A 20,417-nucleotide genomic window follows, 5' to 3' on the forward strand; every position below is an offset into this window, starting at 1 on the left:
CTGCCCGTACCCGCACGGCCGTGCGACCGCTCCGGCCGTCGACCATGGAAAGGAAGGAGCGAACCGTGACCGACACCACCGTCACCTGGCTGACCCAGGAGGCGCACGACAGGCTGCAGGCCGAGCTCGCCCACCTGTCCGGCGAGGGCCGCACCGAGATCGCGGAGCGCATCGCCGCCGCGCGTGACGAGGGCGACCTCAAGGAGAACGGCGGCTACCACGCCGCCCGCGAGGAGCAGGCCAAGAACGAGGCCCGCATCCGTGAGCTCACCGAGAAGCTGCGCAACGTGCAGATCGGCACGCCGCCGGACGACGGCATGGTCGAGCCCGGCATGGTCGTCACGGCCGTCGTCGCGGGCGACGAGATGACGTTCCTGCTCGGCTCGCGCGAGATCGCCGGCACGACCGACCTCGACGTGTACTCGCCGACGTCGCCGCTCGGTGCCGCGATCAACGGCAAGACCGTCGGCGACGAGACGACCTTCACCGCGCCGAACGGCAACGAGATCGCCGTGAAGATCGTCACCGCCAAGCCCTTCGAGGGCTGACGCGCCACCCGGCGGCTGAAGCCCGCCGGTCGAGACGTGAGAAGTGGCCCTTCCGGGACGTCCCGGGAGGGCCACTTCTCGCATCTCGTCAGAGGCCGGGCGAGCCGCCGTCGCTGCGCTCGACGCGGTAGCCCTCGGAGCGCAGGTGCGCGACGAGCTCGTCGCAGTGCTCCGGGCCCTTGGTCTCCACCTGCATCCGCACCCAGGCCTCGCCGATCGCGAGGCCCACGTCGGTGCGGTCGTGGTCGATGTGCATGATGTTGCCGCGCTTCGTCGCGATGACCTCGAGCATCCGCGCGAGGGCGCCGGGACGGTCGTCGAGCAGCACCTGGAGCTGGATGTACCGGCCGGCCGCCGCGAGGCCGTGCCGCACCACGCGCAGCAGCACGAGGGGGTCGATGTTCCCTCCGGAAAGCACGACGACGACCGGACCCTCGACCGGGTCCGCCGCGCCCGCGTCGACGGCCGCCGTCCCGGAGAGGAGCGCGGCGACGCCGGTGGCCCCGGCGGGCTCGACGAGCAGCTTCGCGCGCTCGGCGACCATGAGCAGCGACCGCGAGATCTCCTCCTCGGTCACCGTGCGGACCTCGACGCCGTGCTGGGCCAGGATCCCGAACGGCACCGCTCCCGGCGTGCCGACGGCGATGCCGTCGGCCATCGTCGCGGCGAGCCGCGCCGTCGTCGGCGTCCCGGCGACCAGCGAGCCCGGGTAGGCGGCGGCGCGCTCGGCCTGCACCCCGATCACCCGCACGTCCGGCGCGGCCTGCGCGAAGGCCGCCGCGAGCCCCGCGACGAGCCCGCCGCCGCCGAGCGGCGCGATCACGGTCCGGACGTCGGGCACCTGCTCGAGGATCTCCAGCGCGATCGTCGCCTGCCCGGCCACGACGTCGGGGTGGTCGAACGGGTGGATGAACACGGCGCCCGTGCGGTCGGCCTCGGCGCGCGCGGCGGCGAGCGTCTCGTCCACGTCCGCGCCGACGAGCCGGACCTCGGCGCCGTACTGGCGCGTCGCCGCGACCTTGGGCAGCGCGGCGTCCACCGGCATGTAGACGACGGCGCGGATGCCGAGCAGACCAGCCGCGAACGCGACGCCCTGGGCGTGGTTGCCCGCGCTCGCCGCGACGACGCCGCGAGCCTTCTCCTCCTCGCTCAGTCGCGCCATGCGCACGTACGCGCCGCGCACCTTGAACGACCCCGCGCGCTGCAGGTTCTCGCACTTGAGCAGCACGCGGACGCCCGCGGCCTCGCTGATCGCGCGCGTCGTCTGGACCGGGGTGCGGTACGCGACGCCGTCGAGCAGGCGGGCGGCGTCGCGGACGTCGTCGAGCGTGACCGGAACCGGCCCTGAGGTCACCGGGTCTCCCCGGGCGCGTCCTCCACGGGGCCCGCGTCCTGCGGCTCGACGACGGCGGAGTCCTCGCCGGCACCCGTGCGGGACCGACGGCGCGCGCCGACGTCCTCGAGGTCCGCCTCCGCGCGCGCGATGACCGGCGGTTGCGGGCTCCCCCGCACCACGACGCGGTCGTCCGTCCCGAGCTCGGGGAACTTGTCGTGCCCGTGGAGGTAGAGCACCACGGTGTTGAGGACGGCCGCGATCGGGACCGCGAAGAGCGCGCCCACGATCCCCGCGGCGAAGCTGCCCGCCGCGACGACGAGCAGCACGGCGACCGGGTGCAGCGAGACCGCGTGGCCCATGAGGAACGGCTGGAGGATGTGGCCCTCGATCTGCTGCACGAGCAGCACGATGCCGAGCATGACGAGCGCCTGGACCCAGCCCTGCGCGACCAGCACGACGAGCACCGCGATCGAGCCGGTGACGATGGCACCGACGATCGGGATGAACGACCCGACGAACACGAGGATGCCGAGCGGCAGCGCGAGCGACGGGACGAAGAACGCGGCGCCGATCCCGATGCCGACGGCGTCGACGGCGGCCACGAGGATCTGCGTGCGCGTGTACGCGGCGAGCGTCACGATGCCGCGGCGGCCCGCCTGGTGGACGTTGTCGCGGGCACGCAGGGGCAGCAGCCCGACCACCCAGGACCAGATCGTGCGCCCGTCGAGCAGGAAGAAGAACGTGCAGAACAGCGCGATGAGGGCGCCCGCGACCACGTGGCCGATCGTCGTGGCCGCGCCCAGCGCGCCGGAGACGATCGAGTCCTGGTTCTCGGACACCGCGGTCCCGGCCTGGTCGAGCCAGTGCGAGATCGTCGTCGAGTCGAGCCCGAGCGGACCGTCGGCGAGCCACTCGGTGAACTGCTCGAAACCCTCGACGGCCTGGTCGCGCAGGTCCTGGAAGCCGCTGACGATCTGCTGCCCCGCGATGGCCACGAGCCCCGCGACGACGACGATGAGCGCGATGAGCGCCGCGCCGGACGCGAGACCGCGCGACATCCGCAGGTGGCGCCGGAAGAAGCGCTGGACCGGTGTGAGCAGCACCGTGAGCAGGAGCGCCACCGCGATGGGGACGACGATCACCTTGAGCTGCGTGATCAGCCAGAGGCCTGCCGCGATCGTCAGGCCGATGAGCAGCAGCCGCCACGACCAGGCGGCGGCCGAGCGCACCGAGTCGGGCACCGCCGTCGCGCCGGGGCGCCCGGGAGGAAGCGGGTCGGGGGTCCTGTGCTGGTCGGCCTGCGCGCTCACGGACTCACCCTAGGTGAGCGACCCTCCGCTCGCGGCGCTGAATACCCGTGGCGCGCCCGGTGTGCGCAGGATCTCCCCACCGCCCGGCGGGACGGGACCGAGCTACGCGAGCGCCTGGGTGAGGTCCGCGAGGAGGTCCTCGACGTCCTCGATGCCGACGGAGAGGCGGACGAGGTCGTCGGGGACCTCGAGCGCCGTCCCGGCGACGGAGCCGTGGGTCATGCGCCCCGGGTGCTCGATGAGCGACTCGACGCCGCCCAGCGACTCGGCGAGCGTGAAGACCTGGGTGCGCGCGCACACGTCGAGCGCCTTCGCCTCGCTGCCGGCGCGGAACGACACCATGCCGCCGAACCCGCTCATCTGGCGCGCCGCGAGCTCGTGCCCGGGGTGCGACGCGAGGCCGGGGTAGATCACCTCGGTGACCGCGGGGTGGGCGGCGAGGAAGTCGGCGACGGCCGCGGCGTTCGCCTGGTGGCGGTCCATGCGCACCGCGAGCGTCTTGAGGCCGCGCAGCGTGAGCCACGCGTCGAACGGCCCGGCGACCGCGCCCGACGCGTTCTGGTGGAACCCGACCGCGCCGGCGACGTCCGTCCCGCCCGCGGGCGACTCGAGCCCGCCCGGGAGCTGGGCGCCCGTCGCGACGACGAGCGCTCCCCCGACGACGTCGCTGTGCCCGCCGACGTACTTGGTCGTCGAGTGCACGACGACGTCCGCGCCCAGCGCGAGCGGCTGCTGCAGGTAGGGGGTCGCGAAGGTGTTGTCGACGACGAGCAGCGCCCCGGCGTCGTGCGCGACGCCCGCGAGCGCCTGGATGTCGCTGACCCCGAGCAGCGGGTTGGTCGGCGTCTCGACCCACACGACGCGCGTCTCGGGGCGCACCGCGGCGCGGACCGCCTCGACGTCCGTGAGGTCGACGGGCGTGTGCTCGACCCCCCACGGCCCGAACACGCGGGCGATGAGCCGGTACGTGCCGCCGTACGCGTCGTCGGGCACGATCACGTGGTCCCCCGGACGCACGACGGCGCGCAGCAGCGTGTCCTCGGCGGCCAGGCCGGACGCGAAGGCAAACCCGCGCGCCGCGGGCGCGCCGTCCGCCGTCGGGCCGAGGCCGCCGGACTCCGCGGCCGCGAGCGCCTCCTCGAGCGCGGTGCGCGTGGGGTTCGCGGAGCGCGAGTACTCGTAGCCGCCGCGCAGGCCTCCGACGCCGTCCTGCTTGTACGTCGAGACCTGGTGGATGGGCGGCACGACGGCGCCGGTGGTGGCGTCCGGGTCCTGGCCCGCGTGGATCGCACGCGTGGAGAAGCCGGTGGTGGTCCAGTCGGGGTGCTCGCTCGAGGTGGTCACCCGACCACCCTACGGCGCACCCCCGGCGCCGAGCAGGTGGTCGTGGTCCGTCCCGCCGCTCGGACGACCCGGGACCGCCTGCTCGGCCTGCGGGGAGCGCCTGCCGGGAGCGCCTGCCGGTGGCGCCGCGGTGGCGTCCGGGGTCGTCGCGGGGGACGGTGGGTGGGGCGGCGCGCGCCGCCGCCGGCGCGGAGGGAGCACGCATGAAGATCGACCTCGGCGGGCGCAGGGCGCTCGTCACCGGCTCGGCGCAGGGCATCGGCCTCGCGATCGCCCGCGCCCTCGCGGGGTGCGGTGCGGCGGTCGTCGTCAACGGGCGCTCGGAGGAGACGTCGCAGCGCGCGGCGGACGACGTGCGCGAGCACGTCCCGGGGGCGGACGTGCTCGGCGTGGCCGCCGACCTCGCGACCGACGCGGGCGCGGCGGCGGTGCTCGCCGCCGTGCCGCACGTCGACGTCCTGGTGAACAACCTCGGCATCTTCTCGAGCGAGGACCCGCTGGCGATCGACGACGCCACGTGGCGCCGCTACTTCGAGGTGAACGTCCTCGCGGGCGTGCGGCTCACGCGCGCGTACCTGCCGGGGATGATCGAGCGCGGGTGGGGCCGCGTGCAGTTCGTGGGCAGTGACTCGGCGGTCGTGATCCCGGCGGAGATGATCCACTACGGCGTGACCAAGACGGCGCTGCTCGGCGTCTCGCGTGGGTTCGCCAAGGCGGCGGCCGGCACGGGCGTCACGGTGAACAGCGTGCTCGCCGGTCCCACGCACACGGGCGGGGTCGAGGCGTTCGCGCGCGAGCTCGTCGGCGACGACCTGCCCTGGGACGAGGCGCAGCGCGTGTTCATGCGCGAGCACCGCCCGCAGTCGCTGCTGCAGCGGCTCATCGAGCCGGAGGAGATCGCGCACCTGGTCGCCTATCTCGCCTCGCCGCTGGCGTCGGCGACGACGGGTGCGGCCGTGCGCGTCGACGGCGGCTACATCGACTCGATCGTCCCGTGAGAGGCTCGGGCGGTGCGCCCGCCCGGGCTCGTCGGGCGCCGGCGCCGGCCCGGAACACCCGCCGCCCCCGCGGCGTTCTACCCCGTGCCAGGACGATGCGTCGTGGGCCAGCGCCCCGGTCGTCCGGGTACTTCAGGAGGTAAGCGATGAACTCGATCTTCGACGCGATCTTCGGCTCGTCCGGCAAGACGACGATGATCGCCCCCGAGGACGCGCTGCCCGGGCGCCAGTCGCCCGTGCTGCAGACCCCGCGTCCCCACACCGTGCTCGGCACGTCGATCACCGGGCCGTGGCCCGAGGGCACGCGCGTGCTCTACCTCGCGATGGGCTGCTTCTGGGGCGCCGAGGAGATCTTCTGGCAGGTCCCCGGGGTGGTGAGCACCGCCGTCGGGTACATGGGCGGCACGACGCCGAACCCCACCTACGAGGAGGCGTGCACCGCGCGCACGGGCCACACCGAGACGGCGCTCGTCGCGTACGACCCCGCGAAGGTCACCGAGGAGGAGCTGCTCAAGATCTTCTGGGAGCGCCACGACCCCACGCAGGGCTACCGCCAGGGCAACGACGTCGGCACGCAGTACCGCTCCGCCGTGTACTGGACGACGCCGGAGCAGGAGCAGGCGGTCCGCGACACCGCGGCGCGCTACTCGGCGGTGCTCGAGGCCAAGGGCTACGACCCGGTCACGACCGAGATGCGCCCCGCGGCCGAGGCCGGCCCGTTCTACTACGCCGAGGACTACCACCAGCAGTACTTGAGCCCCGCCAAGAACCCGAACGGCTACCGCTGCCACGCGACGACGGGCGTCCCGTTCCCGAGCGCCGCGTAGCACCCGCCGAAGAGTGAGTCGTGGCCCCTGATCCCCGTGGATCGGGGGCCACGTCTCGCATCTCGCCCGCGAGGTCCCGGCGCCCGGTCCGCCGGGGTGCGTGCCGCACGGGGCCCGACGCAGGATGGGCCCATGACGATCCCCACCCTCAGCGCCCAGGACGGCACGACCGTCCCCGCGATCGGGTTCGGCACGTACAGGTTGAACGGCGACGAGGGCGCGGACACGGTCGCGCGCGCGATCGACGCGGGCTACCGGTTGGTCGACTCCGCGTTCAGCTACGAGAACGAGGGCGCCGTGGGTGCGGCCGTCCGCCGCGCGGACGTCCCGCGCGACGACGTGATCGTCACGTCCAAGCTCCCCGGCCGCCACCAGGCCCACGACGACGCCGTCCGCACCGTCGAGGAGTCGCTGTTCCGCACCGGTCTCGACCGCATCGACCTGTACCTGATCCACTGGCCGAACCCCCGCGTCGGGAGGTACGTCGAGGCGTACGAAGCCCTCGTGGAGTGCCGTGAGCGCGGGCTGATCCGTCACGTGGGCGTCTCGAACTTCCTGCCCGAGCACCTCGACGCGGTGATCGCGGCGACGGGCGTGACGCCGCTCGTGAACCAGGTCGAGCTGCACCCGTACTTCCCGCAGTCCGCGCAGCGGGCCGCCGACGCCGAGCGCGGGGTCGTCACCGAGGCGTGGAGCCCGGTCGGCCGCGCGAGCGACCTGCTGCGCGACCCGGTCGTCACCGCGGTCGCCGCGGCCCACGGCGTCTCCCCCGTCCAGGCGATCCTGCGCTGGCACGTGCAGCTCGGCGTCGTGCCGCTGCCCAAGGCGTCGTCGCCCGAGCGTCAGCGCGAGAACCTCGACGTGTTCTCCTTCGAGCTCACGACCCACGAGATGAACGCGCTCACGGGCCTCGCCCGGACCGACGGGCGCACGAACGACCAGGACCCGGCGGTGTACGAGGAGCTCTGACCTCCCCGGCGCGCGGCACGTGCCGCGCGCCGCCGGTCGTGGCACCGTGTGCGGGTGACGTCCCCCGCCCTCGCCCCGGTGCCCGACGCCGCCCGGCCGCCCTGGGCGGTCGGCTCGCCGCTGCGGCTGCTCGCCGCGGTGCTCGTCTCCGGCTCCGCGGTGCTGCTGTTCGCGGTGCACGTGCGCCCGCTCGGGTACGTGCCGCTCGTGCTCGGCGTGGCGCTGGGGCTCGCCGTGGACCGCCGCCTCGGACGCGACCTCGCGCTGGTCGGCACCGGCATGGCGATCATCTCGACGATCTCGCTCGAGGCGGACCTGTCGGACGCGGGGATGGTGCGCTTCGCCGTCGTGCTGTCGCTCGCCGTGCTCGTGCCGTGGGCGCTCTCGCGGTTCGCGTTCCACGAGGACGTCGTCCGTTTTCCCGTGGCGACCGGGCGGCGCTGGTCCCGGGGACAGATCGTGTACCTCGTCGTGGTCGTCGTCGCGGGGTACCTGATCCTGCCGTTCTACTTCATCGGGTCAGGCGCGTACCTCAACTGGCCGGAGATCACGGGCGGGCAGGAGATCGCGCGGCTGTTCGTCGGCGTCAACGCGGTGGGGATCTGGGACGAGCTGTTCTTCGTGTGCGTCGTGTTCGCGCTGTACCGCGAGCACTTCGGCCTGTGGACGGCGAACCTCCTGCAGGCGACGGTCTTCGTGTCGTTCCTGTGGGAGCTCGGGTACCGCGAGTGGGGCCCGCTCCTCACCGTCCCGTTCGCCCTGGTCCAGGGCTGGATCTTCTCGTGGAGCAAGTCGCTCACGTACGTCGTCGCGGTGCACCTGCTGTTCGACGTCGTGGTGTTCGCGGTGCTCGTGCACGCCCACCACCCGGAGCTGTTCGACGTGTTCGTCACCGCGCCGCGCTGACGGCGCCGCCCCGTCTCGCGCCCCGGTACGGTGCCGGCATGACCGCACGACGCGCGCGCCCGCGCCCGGGGCTCGTCCCCCTGCTGCTCGCGGGCGCGTGTCTGCTGGGCGTGCTGTGGCTGTGGGTGCTCCCGGGCTTCCGGGTCCAGGGCGCGACCCCGTTCGGCGAGACGGCGCGCGTCGAGCTCGCCGCCGGCGACCACACCGTCTACGCCGACTCGCCCGCGGCCTGGGGCGAGGTCCGGTGCGAGGGCGTCGGACCCGGAGGCGAGGACGTCGTGCTCCGCGTGTCGATGTCGCAGCAGGACCTCCGCGTGCCGCGGCACTGGCGCGCGCAGTCCTCGTTCGCGAGCGACGCGGGCGCCGTGCGCCTCACGTGCTGGTCGGAGGGCACGACGACGGGCGGCACGTTCGCCGTCGGGCCGTCGGTCGACCTGGGGCAGGCCGCGCTCGGCACCGTGCTGCTGGTCGCCGCGGTGGCCTTGGGGGTCGTGGGGACCGCCCGCGTCCGACGCCGCCCCTGAGGCTCGTCAGGCGGGCCGCGCCAGCAGGACACGGCGGACGCCGTCCACGCGGCACGCGGCGGTGACCGCGGCCGTCGCGGGGCCGGCGAGGACCGTCACCGTCGCGACGACCACGGCGACCCCGACGGCCGCGCCCGCGACGACGTCGTGCGGGAAGTGCACGCCCTCGGCGACCCGCGCCGCGGCGACCGCGACGGCGAGCGCCACGGGCAGCACGACCCACAGCGCGACGTCGCGCAGCGGAGACCGGTAGGCGTGCCGCGCGGGCACCGCCCCGGGGACGCGCACGGCGGGTGCGCCCGCCAGGACGACCGCCGTCGCGAGGGCGAACGCGATGGCGGTGTGGTTGCTGGGGAACGACCAGTCCCCCGCGGCCGGGCAGTGCGCGACCTCGACGAGCTCCCAGCACCCTCGCGGCTGGCGGACGAGCGACTTCACGGCCTCGCTCGCCGCGTAGGCGACGACGGCGCCCACCCCGGCGACGAGCGTCGTCGCGACGGCGGACGCACCCGCACGACGCGACCGCCACGCGACGACCGCGCACAGCCCGAGGAGGACGAGGACCCCGCCCTCCGCGACGAGCCCCGACCCCGGGAGATCGGCGGTCCGCGCCGTGATCGCGAGGTACAGCGCCTCGCTCGGCCCACGCAGGAGTCGCGCGACCAGCACCACGAGCGCCGCCCCGACCAGCCACGACACCGCGACGAGGACCTGACCTGCGGCCCGGGACGACGTGTCCACGAGCGGCTCCGGCAGCGGGCGCGACCGCGCGTCGGGCACCTCGTCGGACGGGGTGCCGAGGGACGTGGCAGGACGGTCGAGCAGGGTCGAGGCACGGGACGAATCGGGCGGGGTCATCGCACGAGGGTATGCCGGGTGAACGGCAGGTGAACATCCGCCCCACGGGGGACGTCCGCCGCCAGGCCTCCCCCTGGGGCGGGACACCCGCGCGACGCCGCCGAGACGCGGTCGCACGAGCGCGAGGCGCGATCACGACCGGCCGCGCGCGGGCGACCCGGTTCAGCTCGGCTCGGAGGCGTCGTCCGCGGGGACGTAGAACGCCGTCGTGGCGGCGACGCGCGCGGCGACGTCGTCCGCGCTCAGGCCGTCCGCGGCCGCGAGCGCCGCGCCCCACGCCTCGCTGCTCGCGGTGTTGAACACCCGCAGCTCGGGGCTCGCGAGGACCGCCTCGGGGTCGAGCGGCCCGCCGCCGTCGAGGTGCAGCGCGAGGCCCAGCAGCGCGCCGTCCCAGCCGACGCCGACGGCCCCCGGGCCGTACACGTCCCACATCTCCGGCGGCACGACGGCGGTGTGCTCGAGCGTGAGGGTCGTGCCGCCGTCGGGTGCGGGCGCGAGGCGGACCTCGACGACGGAGGAGTCCTCCGGCGTCGGCGGGCCCATGACCCAGGTGAGCCGGAGGAGGGTCGGTGCGTCGCACGCACGGATCTCGCCGCCCGCGTTCCCCTCGACCTGGTAGGTGCCGCCGACCCGGAAGTCGCCCGTGACGGGCAGGAACCAGCGCGGGATGCGCTCGGGGTCGGTGACGGCGTCCCACACGTCCTCGACGGCGGCCGGGTAGGTCCGCTCGATCGTGAGGACGCGGGCGTCGCCCGCGGGGAGCGCGCCCGTCCCGACGGAGCGCCGGGCGGCCTCGAGCTCAGTGATGAAGTCCTTCATGCTGTCCTCCTGGTGGTGTCGGTCGGGCGTCCGGCGTCCTCGTCGGCGGCCGCGGCACGGCGCCGCTCGCGGGCACCGCGAGCGAGCTCGGTCCCGAGCGCGTCGAGCCGCTGCTCCCAGAACCGGCGCAGGCCCGCGGCCCAGTCCTCGACCTCGTCGAGCGCCGCGGGGTCGAGCGCGTAGAGCCGCCGGGTCCCCTCGGGTCGCACGGTCGCGAAGCCGCTCGTCCGCAGCACCCTGAGGTGCTGGGACACGGCCGGCTGGCTGATCCCGAACTCCTCGCCCACGAGCGCGGCGAGCTCGCCCGCCGGCTGCTCACCCCGAGCGAGGTGCTCGAGGAGCCGACGCCGGACCGGGTCGCCGAGGACGTCGAACGCTTCCATGGCACCCATGCTTCACCCGTCGCTTATATAAGTCAAGAATGATCTACGCCGCAGCTCGTCGCAGCGCGCGCGGCCCGCGCCCCGGGTGCCCCGGGCGCCCCGGTCAGGTCGGCCCCGGGCCGGTCCTCACCGGCGCTTCCCGCCCCGCCCGCGAGAGTCCCGGCCCTTCTGGCCGCCGCCGCGGCCCTGCTTCCCCCCGCCGGGACGCCCGCCTCCGGATCCCCCGCGCGCCGACCCGCCGCGCGCTCCCCCACGCGCCGACCCACCGCGCCCGCCCTCACGACCGTTCGTTCCACCGGTCCCGCCGCGGCCCGTGCCGCGCGGCGCCTCGGCGTCCGCGAGGGCCGCCTCCGCGCGACGGCCGCGCGAGCTGTTGACCGTGCGTCCCCGCACGATCCCGACCATCTCCTCGACCAGCTCGTCGTCCCGGTCCGCGACCCACGCGAGCGCGACCGGGGCGGCCGGCGCGCCGTCGAGGCGCCGGTACGTCACGTCCTTGCGGTGGTGCAGGCGCGCGAGCGACTGCGGCACGACCGCCACCCCGACGTTCGCCGCGACGAGCACGACGGCGTCGCCCGTCGTCGCCGGACGCTCGACCGCCGGCCGGCCCGGGGGTGCCGGGGCGTCGTCCGCGGCCCCCGGCTCGCCGGCCCAGGGCACGACGTCGTCGAGCGGCCGGAGCAGCACGTCGTCCGCGAGGTCGGCGAGGGCGACCGGCTCCTCGGGCTCGAGCGCCGCGAGCAGGTGGTCGCGCGAGACGAGCACGACCGGCGCCTCCTCGTAGAGCCGGATCGCGCTGAGGACGTCGCGGTCGACCGGCAGGCGGAGGATCGCGGCGTCCGCCTCGTCGTCGCGCAGGGCGCGCTCGGCGTCGCCCGCCTCGACGGCGACGAGGTCGAGCGGCACGTCGACGAGGCGCTCGCGCCACGTGCGCACCCACTTCGCCGGCGTCGCGCCCGGCACGTACGCGAGCCGGAACCGCCGCACCGCACCCCCGTCGTCGGGGGTCGCGTCGTTCGTCACCTCGGGGGTCGTGCCCGCGTCGTCGTCCACCCGACCAGCCTAGGCGCGCCGCCGGACGCGCTCCCGTCGGTGCCAGGACGCGGGCCGCCGATGCCCGACCGGCCGACTACCCTGGAGCCCATGACCCCCAAGCAGTCCGCGCAGACCATGAAGCCCGCCACCGCGGCGAAGAAGCTCGGGGTGTACCTGCCCGCCACGCCGCAGGAGTTCCAGGAGGGCACCGTCACGCGGGCCCAGCTCGAGGAGCTCGAGAAGAACCCGCCGGAGTGGCTCGCGGACCTGCGCCGCAACGGCCCCCACCCGCGCCCCGTCGTCGCGGGACGCCTCGGCGTCTCCATCTCGGGCCTCACGCGCGGCGGCCTCACCGAGCCGCTGACGACGGAGGAGATCGACGCGCTGCGCCAGGACCCGCCCGCGTGGCTCGCGACCGAGCGCGAGGTGCAGAAGAAGGTCCGCGTCGAGGAGGAGCGGCTCGCCGCCGCCCGCACCAAGAAGGGCTGAGCGCACGCCACCACCGGCGGGCCCGGTGGTCTAGCCTGCCGGGGTGCTGCGCATCTCCGACGTCACCTTCCTCGTCCGCGACCTCGACGAGGCGATCGCGTTCTTCGTCGACGCGATCGGGTTCGCCGTCCGCCAGGACGAGGTCGTCGGCGGGTCGTGGCGGCGGGTCGTCGTCGGGCCGACCGACGGGGGCACCGGGCTCGTCCTCGCCCCCACGACGGGTGACGTCCTGGGACGGCAGGCCGGCGGCGACGTCGCGCTGTTCCTCGAGACGGACGACTTCGCCGCACAGCACGCGCGCATGCTCGCGCACGGCGTCGTGTTCCGCGAGCAGCCGCGGCACGAGCCCTACGGCACGGTCGCGGTGTTCGAGGACCTGCACGGCATGCCGTGGGACCTCATCGAGCCACCGGCCGGCGCCTGAGCCGCCCGGACCGTCACTCCGCGGACGCGGGCTCGCCCGCACCGGCGGACCGGGCGGCGGCCCGGTCGGTGTGGCCGAGCGCGAGGTCAGGGGCGACGGCGTCGCGCACGCGCCGCTTGAGGTCCGGGATCTCGGGGAACCCGCCGTCGGCCTTGCGGTCCCACAGCAGGACGGGGCCGTCCCCGGCGTCGAGCGTGACGCGGAAGACGCCGTCCGTCCCCGGCACCAGGGCGACCTCGCCGAGCCGTGTGCGGAACGTCTGGAGCAGCTCCTGGGCGACCCACGCGGCGCGCAGGAGCCACCGGCACTGCGTGCAGTACTCCACCACGACGCGCGCGGTCCCGCGCGGCGGGTCGGCGGGTGCGGTGGCCTCGGGTCGGGGCGACCCGGCGTCGTCGGTCATGGCGCCCAGCCTACGGGTGGGCGCCCCTCCTCAGGCGTCCCGCTCGGCGGGCAGCCGCCCGCTGGCGACGGCGGCGTCCAGCGCGGCGTAGTCGCTCTCGACGACGTCCGCGTAGGCGCGTGACCAGCGCGCGATGGCGTCGTCGAAGGTGTCGGAGCGACCGAGGTACCCGGAGGCCACCCGCGTGCCCGGCGACTGGCTGTGCGCGCGGGCGAGCACGCGCCCGCACAGCTCGCCGTACCGCACGAACTGGTTCGAGGAGAGCCGGCCGAGCTCGACCGAGCCCTTCATGTCGCGGAACTGCCGCCAGAAGAAGTCGACGCGGGGGCGCCCCGTCCGCTCCGGCGCCTCGACCGTGGTCCAGCCGAGGAACGGGTCCGACTGCGCCTGGAGGATCCGCTGGGCGGCCACGACACGACGCCCCTGCGCGGGCAGCGCACCGGCCGGGACCAGGCCCGACGGCAGCGCGTCGACCATCCCGCCGTAGGTCGCGAGGACCGACGTCGTCGCCTCCTTCACCTGGAGCACGAGCGGCTCCCCCGCGGGCCCCTCGAGCAGCACGATGTAGCAGCGGGTCCCCACGCTCCCGACCCCCACGACGCGCAGCACGTAGTCCACGACCGTGAACTGGCTCAGCAGCAGCCGGACGTCGGCGCGCAGCGGCTCGCGGTAGGTCTCGAACAGGGTCGTCAGCTCGTCGAGGGTCGCCGTGGTGACGTGCTGGGTGACGGGCGGCTGGTCGACGATCCGCGTGCGCCCGTCCTCGGTCTGGCCCGTGATCTTCTCGACCACCTGCTCGGACGTGCGACGGCGGGCCTTCTTCAAGGTTCGACGCAGCTCCTGACGACCCTCCTTGAGCAGCAGCGGCTCGATGAGCTCGGTGTCGATCTGGAACGAGAAGCGGTCGAGGGCGCTGCGCTCGAGCGCCTCACCCAGCGTCTCCCGGTAGCCCCGCACCGCGCCGCGCGCCGCGTCGGCACAGTCCGGCTCCGTCATGCCCTTGTCCCGCCCGCCGACGTACATGCTCGCGGCGAGGCGCTTGACGTCCCACTCCCACGGCGCGTCGGACGCCTCGTCGAAGTCGTTGAGGTCGAACAGGACGCGGCGCTCGGGCGACGCGAACAGGCCGAAGTTGGAGACGTGCGCGTCGCCGCACGCCACGACGTGCACGCCGGTGCGCGGACCGTCGCGCAGGTCGTGCGCCATCGTGGCCGCCGTGCCGCGGTAGAACGCGAACGGCGACTCGAGCATCCGCCCGATCCGCAGCGGGACGAGGTCCTGCAGCCGGTCGCGGTTCTGCTCCTCGATGATGGCGACCGGGTCGCGCTCCGGGAGCAGCAGCGCCCCCTGCGTGCGGCGCGGCACCCGGTCGCGCAGGGCGCGCCCCGCCGCGCGGGACTCGGCCAGGGTTCGCGGGACGTCCACAGGTGCCTCCTCGCTGTCCGGGAACCGCACACTAGCGCTCGCGGCGGTGCACGGCACGGCGACGCCGGGTGAGGTTCGGTGGAGGCGACGGCGCGGGCGCGCACCGCGTGGGGAGCGGCGTGCCGTCGGGGAGACTGGACCGGTGACGACCTCGCCGCCCGACCTCGCCGCGCTGCTCGCGCGCCTGCGCACCGACGACACCGGCCCGGCCCGCGAGGACGCCCCGGTCGCCGTGGACCCCGCGGACCGCCTGCTGCTCGACCTCCTGCTCGACGAGACCGCGCCGCGGCTCGCGGGCGCCGGGCCGGAGGCCGTGGCGGTCGTCGACGACCGGTACGGGGCCCTCACGCTCGGTGCCGCGCTGCTCGCCGCCCCGACGACGACCGAGGACGGGCCGGCATCGGGAGACGCGCGTCCTGCGAGGGTGCGCGTCCACCAGGACGCGTGCACCGCGGAGGCCGCGCTCGACGCGAACGCTGCGACGCTGGGACTGACCGGCGCGTACGCGCGCCACGGTCTCGGGACGGGGCTGCTCGCCGAGGCGCGCGTCGTGCTGCTCCGCCTCCCCCGCAGCCTCGCGGCCCTGCGCGACGTCGCGGAGCACGTCGCGCGCGAGGCCGACCCGGGCGTCGTGCTGCTGGCGGGCGGACGCGTCAAGCACATGACCCGCGCCATGAACGACGTCCTCGGCGAGTCGTTCACGGACGTGCGCGCGAGCCTCGCGCGCGGCAAGTCCCGCGTGCTCGTCGCGTCGTCGCCGCGCCCCGCACCCGGCGGGTTCACCTACCCCGCGACGGCCGACCTGCCCGACGTCGGGCTGCGGGTCGCCGCGTTCGGGGCAGCCTTCGCGGGGGCCGGCCTCGACCTCGGCACGCGGTTCCTGCTCGAACAGCTCGACGCGGCGGGCCCGGCCGGGTCGCCGCCCGGCGGGTCGGGCGCGGGGCCCCGCGACGTCGTCGACCTCGGCTGCGGGACGGGGCTGCTCGCCACGTGGGCGGCCCGGCGGTGGCCGGACGCGCGGGTCGTCGCCTCGGACCGCTCCGACGCGGCGGTGCGGTCGGCGGCGCTCACGGCGCGGGAGAACGGGGTGGGCGACCGCGTGCGCACCGTGCGCGACGACGCGGGCGCGACGCTCGCCGACGCGAGCGCCGACGTCGTGCTGCTCAACCCGCCGTTCCATGACGGCGCGGCCCTGCGCACCGACGCGGCGCACCGCATGTTCGCGACGGCGGGGCGCGTCCTGCGGCCGGGCGGGGAGCTGTGGTGCGTGTGGAACTCGCACCTGCGCTACCGGCCCGCGCTGGAGCGTGCGGTCGGCCCCACCACCCAGGTCGCGCGCGGTCCGCGCTTCACCGTGACCCGCTCGACGCGCCGCTGAGTGCTGGGGACTCGTCGTCGGGACGGCTCCGCGGCGACGGATCCCCAGCACTCAGCGGGCAGGTGTCACTGGACGTCGACGACGTCCACCACGAAGACGAGCGTGTCCGTGCCGGCGATGCCGGCCTGCGGCACGCCGCGCTGGCCGTAACCGTGCTCCGGCGGGATCGAGAGCAGCACGCGCGAGCCGACGTTCTGGCCCACGAGGCCCTTGTCCCAGCCGCCGATCACGGCGCCGACGCCGATCGGGAACGCGATCGTGTCGCCGCGGTCGTACGAGTTGTCGAACACGTGGCCGCCCCAGGCCTGGCCGAGGTAGTGCACGACGATGTTGCGCCCCGACGTGACGGCCGGGCCGTCGCCCTCGCTGAGCACGACGACCTGCAGCCCGCTGGGCGCGTCCGTCTCCGGGAAGGTGAGCGTCGGCTTGTCGCCGAAGGATCCGGATGCGGTGGGAAGGGTGGGCTGGTCGGTCACGAGGTTGCCTCTCGTCGGGTGCAGGACTCCCGCGCGGACGCGGGTCTCCCTACCCTACGCGGCTCGTCCCGGCGTGGCCGGAGCGACCGTCACCAGGCCCCTTGTGCGATCTGGCTAATAGTATTAGCCTCGTGGCTATGAACACGAGCCAGAAGTCCACCGTGCACCACCTCGCCCGGGCCGAGGGGCGTCTCGCCTACACCGACGAGGGCACCGGCCCCCTCGTCGTCGCGTCGCCCGGCATGGGCGACCTGCGCGCCACCTACGACGACGTCGCCCCCCACCTCGTGGCCGCGGGCTACCGCGTGGTCGTCGTGGACCTGCGCGGCCACGGCGACAGCGACACCACGTTCTCGACCCACGGCGACGAGGCGACCGCGTCCGACTACGTCGCGCTCGTCGAGCACCTGGACGCGGGCCCCGCCGTCCTGCTGGGGAGCTCCATGGCGGCGTCGGCCGCCGTGATCGCCGCGGCCGAGCGTCCCGACCTCGTGCGCGGCCTCGTGCTCCTCGACGGGTTCCTGCGCGAGCCGTCGTCGCCCGCGAAGCTCCGCGCGATGCGCGCGCTCTACCGCCTCGCGCTCGCGCGGCCCTGGGGCGCCGCGTTCTGGGCGTCGTTCTACGGCTCGCTGAACAAGGGCCGCACCCCCGCGCGCCTCGCCGACCACCAGGCCGCGATCCGCGCCAGCCTCTCCGAGGCGGGGCGCCTGCGCTCCTTCCGGGACCTGACGCTCCAGCTCGACCACCGCGTCGTCGAGCCGCGCGTCGCCCGCGTCCAGGCGCCCGCGCTCGCCGTCTTCGGCGCGCTCGACCCCGACTACGCCGACCCTGCCGCCGAGGCCGCGTGGGCGCAGGAGTCGCTCGGCGCGACGACCCTCGTGCTGCCCGAGGTGGGCCACTACCCGCAGCTCCAGGCGCCCGAGGAGGTCGTGGCCGCGACGCTCGCGTTCCTCGCCGGCCTGCCGGACGACGCCGCGCGCCCGGCCGGCGCGCGCCGCGAGGGGTCGGAGGGCACCCGTGGCTAGGGCGGGGCTCTCGCACGCGGCGGTCGTGCGGATCGCCGTCGACCTGGTCGACGCGGGCGGCCCGACCGGGTTCGCCGACCTCACGCTCGCGAAGGTCGCCGCGCAGGCGGGCGTCGCGACGCCGAGCCTCTACAAGCACGTCGGGTCGCTCGCGGCCCTGCGGCGCGAGGTCGCGGTCGTCTCCGTCGAGGACTACACGCGCGCTCTGACCGACGCCACCGTCGGGCTCGCCGGGCCCGACGCCGTCGCGGCCCTCGCCCACGCGACCCGGCGCTATGCCCGCGCCCACCCGGGCCGGTACGCCGCGGTCCAGGTCGCGCCCGACCCCGACGACCCCGCCGACGCCGCGCTGTCCGCGGCGGCCGGGCGCAGCGTCCAGGTCGTCGCCGCCGTGCTGCGCGGCTTCGAGCTCCCGGACGACCGCACGATCGACGCGATCCGGTCCGTGCGCGCGAGCCTGCACGGCTTCGTCGCGCTCGAGCTCGGCGGCGGCTACCGGTTGCCGGACGACCTCGACCGGAGCTTCGAGATCCACGTCCGCGCGATGCTCGCGGGTCTCGCGTCGCTCACCGGCGGCGCCTGACCTCGCACGCCGGTCCCACGCCGCGCACCGACCCGGCAGGCACCACCGACCTGTCCCCGCGACCCACCACCGGAGGCTCCCGTGAGCTCGACCACCACCGCAGCGCCCGCTCCGACCACGTCGTCCACCTCGACCCGACGCCTGACCGCCGCCGCGCTCGTCGCGGCCGGCACGGGCTTCGTCCTGTTCCCCGTGCTGCGACCGTGGCCGGACGAGGCGCGCCCGACGGCCGAGCTCGCGGCCGCGTTCGCGTCCGACCGCTGGGTCGTCGCGCACCTGTGCGGCATCCTCGCGATCGGCCTGCTCGCCCCGGCGCTCCTGGGCCTGCGGTCGTCGCTCGCCGCCCGGGCCCCGCGGCGCACCACCGACCTGCTCGCGTCCGCGACCGGTCTGGTCTGGGCGGGTGGATTCCTCGCCGCGCTCTTCTTCGGCGCGGAGATGTTCGGCATCCAGGCGGTCGCCCGCGCCGCGACCACCGCGAGCGACCCCGCCGCGTCCGGGTTCCTCGACGTGGTGACGGACCTGCGCGACGGACCGCTCGCCGTCACGCTCTTCGGCGCGGGGCTGATCCTCCTGGCGACAGGAGGCCTGCTGACCGCCGTCGCGCTCCGGCGCGTCGCGCGCTGGTGGTTCACCCTGCCGTTCGCCCTCGGCCTGGTCCTGCTGCTGCCGCAGTTCTGGGGCGGTCCTGGCCTGAGGGTCGCGCACGGCGTCCTGCTCGGCGCCGGCTGCGTGCTCCTCGCGGTCGTCGCCCTCCGCCGGCCACGAGCCTGACCGCTGCCGAGAACGACCCCGGTCGCTGTCGAACACGGCGTCGGTGTCGTTATCCCACGGATAACGACACCGACGTCGTGTTCGGCGGGGTGCCGCGGAAGGTCAGCGGGCGGCGACGAAGCCCAGGAGGTCGTGGCGGGTGAGGACGCCGACCGGGTCGCCGTCCTCCACCACGAGGAGCGCGTCGGCGTCGTGCAGCGCTGCCCGCACCGCCTCGACGCCCTCGCCCGCGCCGATCAGCGGGAACCGCGGCTCCATGTGCTGGTCCACCCGGTCGGCGAGGGACGCGCGGCCGGAGAACACGGCGTCGAGCAGCTCGCGCTCGCTCACCGACCCCGCGACCTCGCCGCTCTTGACCGGCGGCTCGGCGCCCACGACGGGCATCTGGGAGACGCCGTACTCGCGCAGGATCTCGATCGCGTCGCGCACCGTCTCGCTCGGGTGCGTGTGCACGAGGTCGGGCAGGCGCCCGTCCTTGGCGCGCAGCACGTCGCCCGCGGTCACACCCTCCTCGTCGGGCAGGAACCCGTACGACCGCATCCAGGCGTCGTTGAAGATCTTCGACAGGTAGCCGCGTCCGCTGTCGGGCAGGAGGACCACGATCACGGCGCGCGCCGCGGCCTCGGGGTCCTCTTCCTCCAGCCGGCGTGCGAGCCGCAGCGTCGCCTCGACCGCCATGCCGCACGACCCGCCGACGAGCAGCCCCTCCTCGCGCGCGAGGCGCCGCGTCATCGCGAACGAGTCGGCGTCGCTGACGGGGATGACCTCGTCGGGGACCGACGGGTCGTACGCGGCCGGCCAGAAGTCCTCGCCCACGCCCTCGACGAGGTACGGCCGGCCGTCGCCGCCCGAGTACACCGAGCCCGCCGGGTCGGCGCCCACGACGCGCACGCGGCCGCCGTCGGCCTCCGCGCGGTCGGCAGAGACGTCCTTGAGGTAGCGACCGGTGCCCGTGATGGTGCCGCCCGTGCCGACGCCCGCGACGAAGTGGGTCACGCGGCCGTCGGTGTCCGCCCAGACCTCCGGGCCCGTGGACTCGTAGTGCGACGCCGGGCCGTTCGGGTTCGCGTACTGGTTCGGCTTCCACGCCCCCGGGATCTCGCGGACCAGGCGGTCCGAGACGGAGTAGTAGGAGTCCGGGTGGTCCGGCGCGACGGCGGTCGGCGTCACGACGACGCGCGCGCCGTACGCGCGCAGCACGTCCCGCTTGTCCTGGCTCACCTTGTCCGGGCAGACGAACACGCAGTCGTACCCCTTGCGCTGCGCGACGAGCGCGAGGCCGACGCCGGTGTTGCCGGACGTGGGCTCGACGATCGTGCCGCCTGGCGCCAGCTCTCCCGACGCCTCCGCGGCCTCGACCATCTTCAGCGCGATGCGGTCCTTCACCGAGCCGCCGGGGTTCACGTACTCGACCTTGGCGAGGATCGTCGCACTGAGGCCTTCGGTGACACGGGACAGCCGGACGAGCGGGGTACCGCCGACGAGCTCCGACACGTGCTCTGCGTATCTCATGCCCCGATCATCCCCGATCCGCGCGGCGCGCGTGCGTCGTGCGATCCTTCGGCGGCGCGACGACGGGAATT

The 20,417-nt window shown here is 75.2% G+C and carries 23 protein-coding genes; 12 read left to right on the forward strand and 11 right to left on the reverse strand.

Features of this window, described 5'->3' with window-relative positions; genetic code table 11:
• Positions 1-65 precede the first annotated feature (65 nt).
• Positions 66-548 (forward strand): transcription elongation factor GreA, encoded by a 483-nt coding sequence (gene greA, locus NF338_RS06460; protein ID WP_087469642.1) that lies wholly within the window; start codon positions 66-68, stop codon positions 546-548.
• An 88-nt stretch (positions 549-636) separates the two neighbouring features.
• On the opposite strand, the gene ilvA is transcribed toward greA, so the two are convergent.
• From ilvA to NF338_RS06475, 3 genes are all read right to left on the reverse strand, one after another.
• The gene (gene ilvA / locus NF338_RS06465; RefSeq protein WP_264030016.1) at positions 637-1,902 is read right to left on the reverse strand and encodes a threonine ammonia-lyase; all 1,266 of its coding nucleotides are present in this window, start codon (positions 1,900-1,902) and stop codon (positions 637-639) included.
• On the reverse strand, positions 1,899-3,194 hold the full coding sequence (locus tag NF338_RS06470; RefSeq protein ID WP_264030017.1) for an AI-2E family transporter: 1,296 nt from the start codon (positions 3,192-3,194) through the stop codon (positions 1,899-1,901). Before NF338_RS06470 ends, ilvA begins: the two co-directional genes overlap by 4 nt.
• Before the next feature lie 102 nt (positions 3,195-3,296).
• Positions 3,297-4,538 carry a cystathionine gamma-synthase gene (locus tag NF338_RS06475; RefSeq protein WP_264030018.1) on the reverse strand — a complete coding sequence of 414 codons (1,242 nt, stop codon included), beginning with the start codon at positions 4,536-4,538 and terminating at the stop codon, positions 3,297-3,299.
• Positions 4,539-4,741: 203 nt separating this feature from the next.
• On the opposite strand from NF338_RS06475, the gene NF338_RS06480 reads away from it, so the two are divergent.
• The 5 genes from NF338_RS06480 (at position 4,742) to NF338_RS06500 (ending at position 8,762) form a co-directional block, all read left to right on the forward strand.
• On the forward strand, positions 4,742-5,536 hold the full coding sequence (locus NF338_RS06480; RefSeq protein WP_264030019.1) for an SDR family NAD(P)-dependent oxidoreductase: 795 nt from the start codon (positions 4,742-4,744) through the stop codon (positions 5,534-5,536).
• A 146-nt stretch (positions 5,537-5,682) separates the two neighbouring features.
• Complete coding sequence (msrA, locus tag NF338_RS06485) at positions 5,683-6,363, forward strand: peptide-methionine (S)-S-oxide reductase MsrA (protein ID WP_264030020.1); 681 nt, start codon at positions 5,683-5,685, stop codon at positions 6,361-6,363.
• A gap of 132 nt (positions 6,364-6,495) precedes the next feature.
• Positions 6,496-7,332, forward strand: a complete 837-nt coding sequence (locus NF338_RS06490) for an aldo/keto reductase (protein WP_264030021.1) — start codon at positions 6,496-6,498, stop codon at positions 7,330-7,332.
• A 78-nt stretch (positions 7,333-7,410) separates the two neighbouring features.
• Positions 7,411-8,238, forward strand: coding sequence for a CPBP family intramembrane glutamic endopeptidase (locus tag NF338_RS06495; protein ID WP_264030059.1), 828 nt, complete (start codon positions 7,411-7,413; stop codon positions 8,236-8,238).
• A gap of 38 nt (positions 8,239-8,276) precedes the next feature.
• Positions 8,277-8,762, forward strand: a complete 486-nt coding sequence (locus NF338_RS06500) for a hypothetical protein (RefSeq protein WP_264030022.1) — start codon at positions 8,277-8,279, stop codon at positions 8,760-8,762.
• 6 nt (positions 8,763-8,768) lie between these two features.
• Here NF338_RS06500 and NF338_RS06505 read toward each other — a convergent pair whose 3' ends face one another.
• From NF338_RS06505 to NF338_RS06520, 4 genes are all read right to left on the reverse strand, one after another.
• Complete coding sequence (locus NF338_RS06505; protein ID WP_264030023.1) at positions 8,769-9,620, reverse strand: phosphatase PAP2 family protein; 852 nt, start codon at positions 9,618-9,620, stop codon at positions 8,769-8,771.
• A 162-nt stretch (positions 9,621-9,782) separates the two neighbouring features.
• Positions 9,783-10,439: an SRPBCC family protein gene (locus NF338_RS06510; RefSeq protein ID WP_264030024.1), complete on the reverse strand. Its 657-nt coding sequence runs from the start codon at positions 10,437-10,439 to the stop codon at positions 9,783-9,785.
• Complete coding sequence (locus tag NF338_RS06515) at positions 10,436-10,822, reverse strand: ArsR/SmtB family transcription factor (RefSeq protein WP_204542768.1); 387 nt, start codon at positions 10,820-10,822, stop codon at positions 10,436-10,438. Before NF338_RS06515 ends, NF338_RS06510 begins: the two co-directional genes overlap by 4 nt.
• Before the next feature lie 126 nt (positions 10,823-10,948).
• A complete protein-coding gene (locus NF338_RS06520; protein WP_264030025.1) occupies positions 10,949-11,875 on the reverse strand; it encodes a LysR substrate-binding domain-containing protein in 927 nt (308 codons plus the stop codon).
• Between the two features lie 90 nt (positions 11,876-11,965).
• Here NF338_RS06520 and NF338_RS06525 point away from each other — a divergent pair, with 90 nt between their 5' ends.
• Together NF338_RS06525 and NF338_RS06530 are read left to right on the forward strand one after the other, a co-directional pair.
• A complete protein-coding gene (locus NF338_RS06525) occupies positions 11,966-12,346 on the forward strand; it encodes a DUF5997 family protein (protein WP_264030026.1) in 381 nt (126 codons plus the stop codon).
• Positions 12,347-12,389: 43 nt separating this feature from the next.
• Positions 12,390-12,770 carry a VOC family protein gene (locus NF338_RS06530; RefSeq protein ID WP_264030027.1) on the forward strand — a complete coding sequence of 127 codons (381 nt, stop codon included), beginning with the start codon at positions 12,390-12,392 and terminating at the stop codon, positions 12,768-12,770.
• 13 nt (positions 12,771-12,783) lie between these two features.
• On the opposite strand, the gene NF338_RS06535 is transcribed toward NF338_RS06530, so the two are convergent.
• A complete protein-coding gene (locus tag NF338_RS06535) occupies positions 12,784-13,173 on the reverse strand; it encodes a SelT/SelW/SelH family protein (protein ID WP_264030028.1) in 390 nt (129 codons plus the stop codon).
• Between the two features lie 30 nt (positions 13,174-13,203).
• The gene (locus NF338_RS06540; RefSeq protein ID WP_264030029.1) at positions 13,204-14,598 is read right to left on the reverse strand and encodes a DUF2252 domain-containing protein; all 1,395 of its coding nucleotides are present in this window, start codon (positions 14,596-14,598) and stop codon (positions 13,204-13,206) included.
• A 142-nt stretch (positions 14,599-14,740) separates the two neighbouring features.
• Here NF338_RS06540 and NF338_RS06545 point away from each other — a divergent pair, with 142 nt between their 5' ends.
• A complete protein-coding gene (locus NF338_RS06545) occupies positions 14,741-15,976 on the forward strand; it encodes a class I SAM-dependent methyltransferase (protein ID WP_318782985.1) in 1,236 nt (411 codons plus the stop codon).
• Between the two features lie 65 nt (positions 15,977-16,041).
• Here NF338_RS06545 and NF338_RS06550 read toward each other — a convergent pair whose 3' ends face one another.
• Positions 16,042-16,452 (reverse strand): FKBP-type peptidyl-prolyl cis-trans isomerase, encoded by a 411-nt coding sequence (locus NF338_RS06550; protein ID WP_087469658.1) that lies wholly within the window; start codon positions 16,450-16,452, stop codon positions 16,042-16,044.
• Between the two features lie 137 nt (positions 16,453-16,589).
• Between NF338_RS06550 and NF338_RS06555 the strand changes: the two genes are divergently transcribed.
• The 3 genes from NF338_RS06555 (at position 16,590) to NF338_RS06565 (ending at position 18,834) form a co-directional block, all read left to right on the forward strand.
• Positions 16,590-17,477, forward strand: a complete 888-nt coding sequence (locus NF338_RS06555) for an alpha/beta fold hydrolase (protein WP_264030030.1) — start codon at positions 16,590-16,592, stop codon at positions 17,475-17,477.
• Positions 17,470-18,060, forward strand: a complete 591-nt coding sequence (locus NF338_RS06560; RefSeq protein ID WP_264030031.1) for a TetR/AcrR family transcriptional regulator — start codon at positions 17,470-17,472, stop codon at positions 18,058-18,060. The genes NF338_RS06555 and NF338_RS06560 overlap by 8 nt, the downstream gene beginning before the upstream one ends.
• Positions 18,061-18,141: 81 nt before the next feature.
• The gene (locus NF338_RS06565; RefSeq protein ID WP_264030032.1) at positions 18,142-18,834 is read left to right on the forward strand and encodes a hypothetical protein; all 693 of its coding nucleotides are present in this window, start codon (positions 18,142-18,144) and stop codon (positions 18,832-18,834) included.
• A 102-nt stretch (positions 18,835-18,936) separates the two neighbouring features.
• On the opposite strand, the gene NF338_RS06570 is transcribed toward NF338_RS06565, so the two are convergent.
• Positions 18,937-20,346, reverse strand: a complete 1,410-nt coding sequence (locus tag NF338_RS06570) for a cystathionine beta-synthase (protein WP_087469662.1) — start codon at positions 20,344-20,346, stop codon at positions 18,937-18,939.
• Positions 20,347-20,417: the final 71 nt, after the last annotated feature.

This window comes from Cellulosimicrobium sp. SH8 (assembly GCF_025818875.1).
Lineage (GTDB): Bacteria > Actinomycetota > Actinomycetes > Actinomycetales > Cellulomonadaceae > Cellulosimicrobium > Cellulosimicrobium cellulans_D.

Coding starts and splice junctions, on each gene's coding strand:
- NF338_RS06515 (WP_204542768.1), bottom strand. CDS start 10,822: ATGGAAGCGTTCGACGTCCTCGGCGACCCGGTCCGGCGTCGGCTCCTC.
- NF338_RS06480 (WP_264030019.1), top strand. CDS start 4,742: ATGAAGATCGACCTCGGCGGGCGCAGGGCGCTCGTCACCGGCTCGGCG.
- NF338_RS06490 (WP_264030021.1), top strand. CDS start 6,496: ATGACGATCCCCACCCTCAGCGCCCAGGACGGCACGACCGTCCCCGCG.
- msrA (WP_264030020.1), top strand. CDS start 5,683: ATGAACTCGATCTTCGACGCGATCTTCGGCTCGTCCGGCAAGACGACG.
- NF338_RS06555 (WP_264030030.1), top strand. CDS start 16,590: ATGAACACGAGCCAGAAGTCCACCGTGCACCACCTCGCCCGGGCCGAG.
- NF338_RS06505 (WP_264030023.1), bottom strand. CDS start 9,620: ATGACCCCGCCCGATTCGTCCCGTGCCTCGACCCTGCTCGACCGTCCT.
- NF338_RS06525 (WP_264030026.1), top strand. CDS start 11,966: ATGACCCCCAAGCAGTCCGCGCAGACCATGAAGCCCGCCACCGCGGCG.
- NF338_RS06535 (WP_264030028.1), bottom strand. CDS start 13,173: ATGACCGACGACGCCGGGTCGCCCCGACCCGAGGCCACCGCACCCGCC.
- NF338_RS06570 (WP_087469662.1), bottom strand. CDS start 20,346: ATGAGATACGCAGAGCACGTGTCGGAGCTCGTCGGCGGTACCCCGCTC.
- NF338_RS06510 (WP_264030024.1), bottom strand. CDS start 10,439: ATGAAGGACTTCATCACTGAGCTCGAGGCCGCCCGGCGCTCCGTCGGG.
- NF338_RS06500 (WP_264030022.1), top strand. CDS start 8,277: ATGACCGCACGACGCGCGCGCCCGCGCCCGGGGCTCGTCCCCCTGCTG.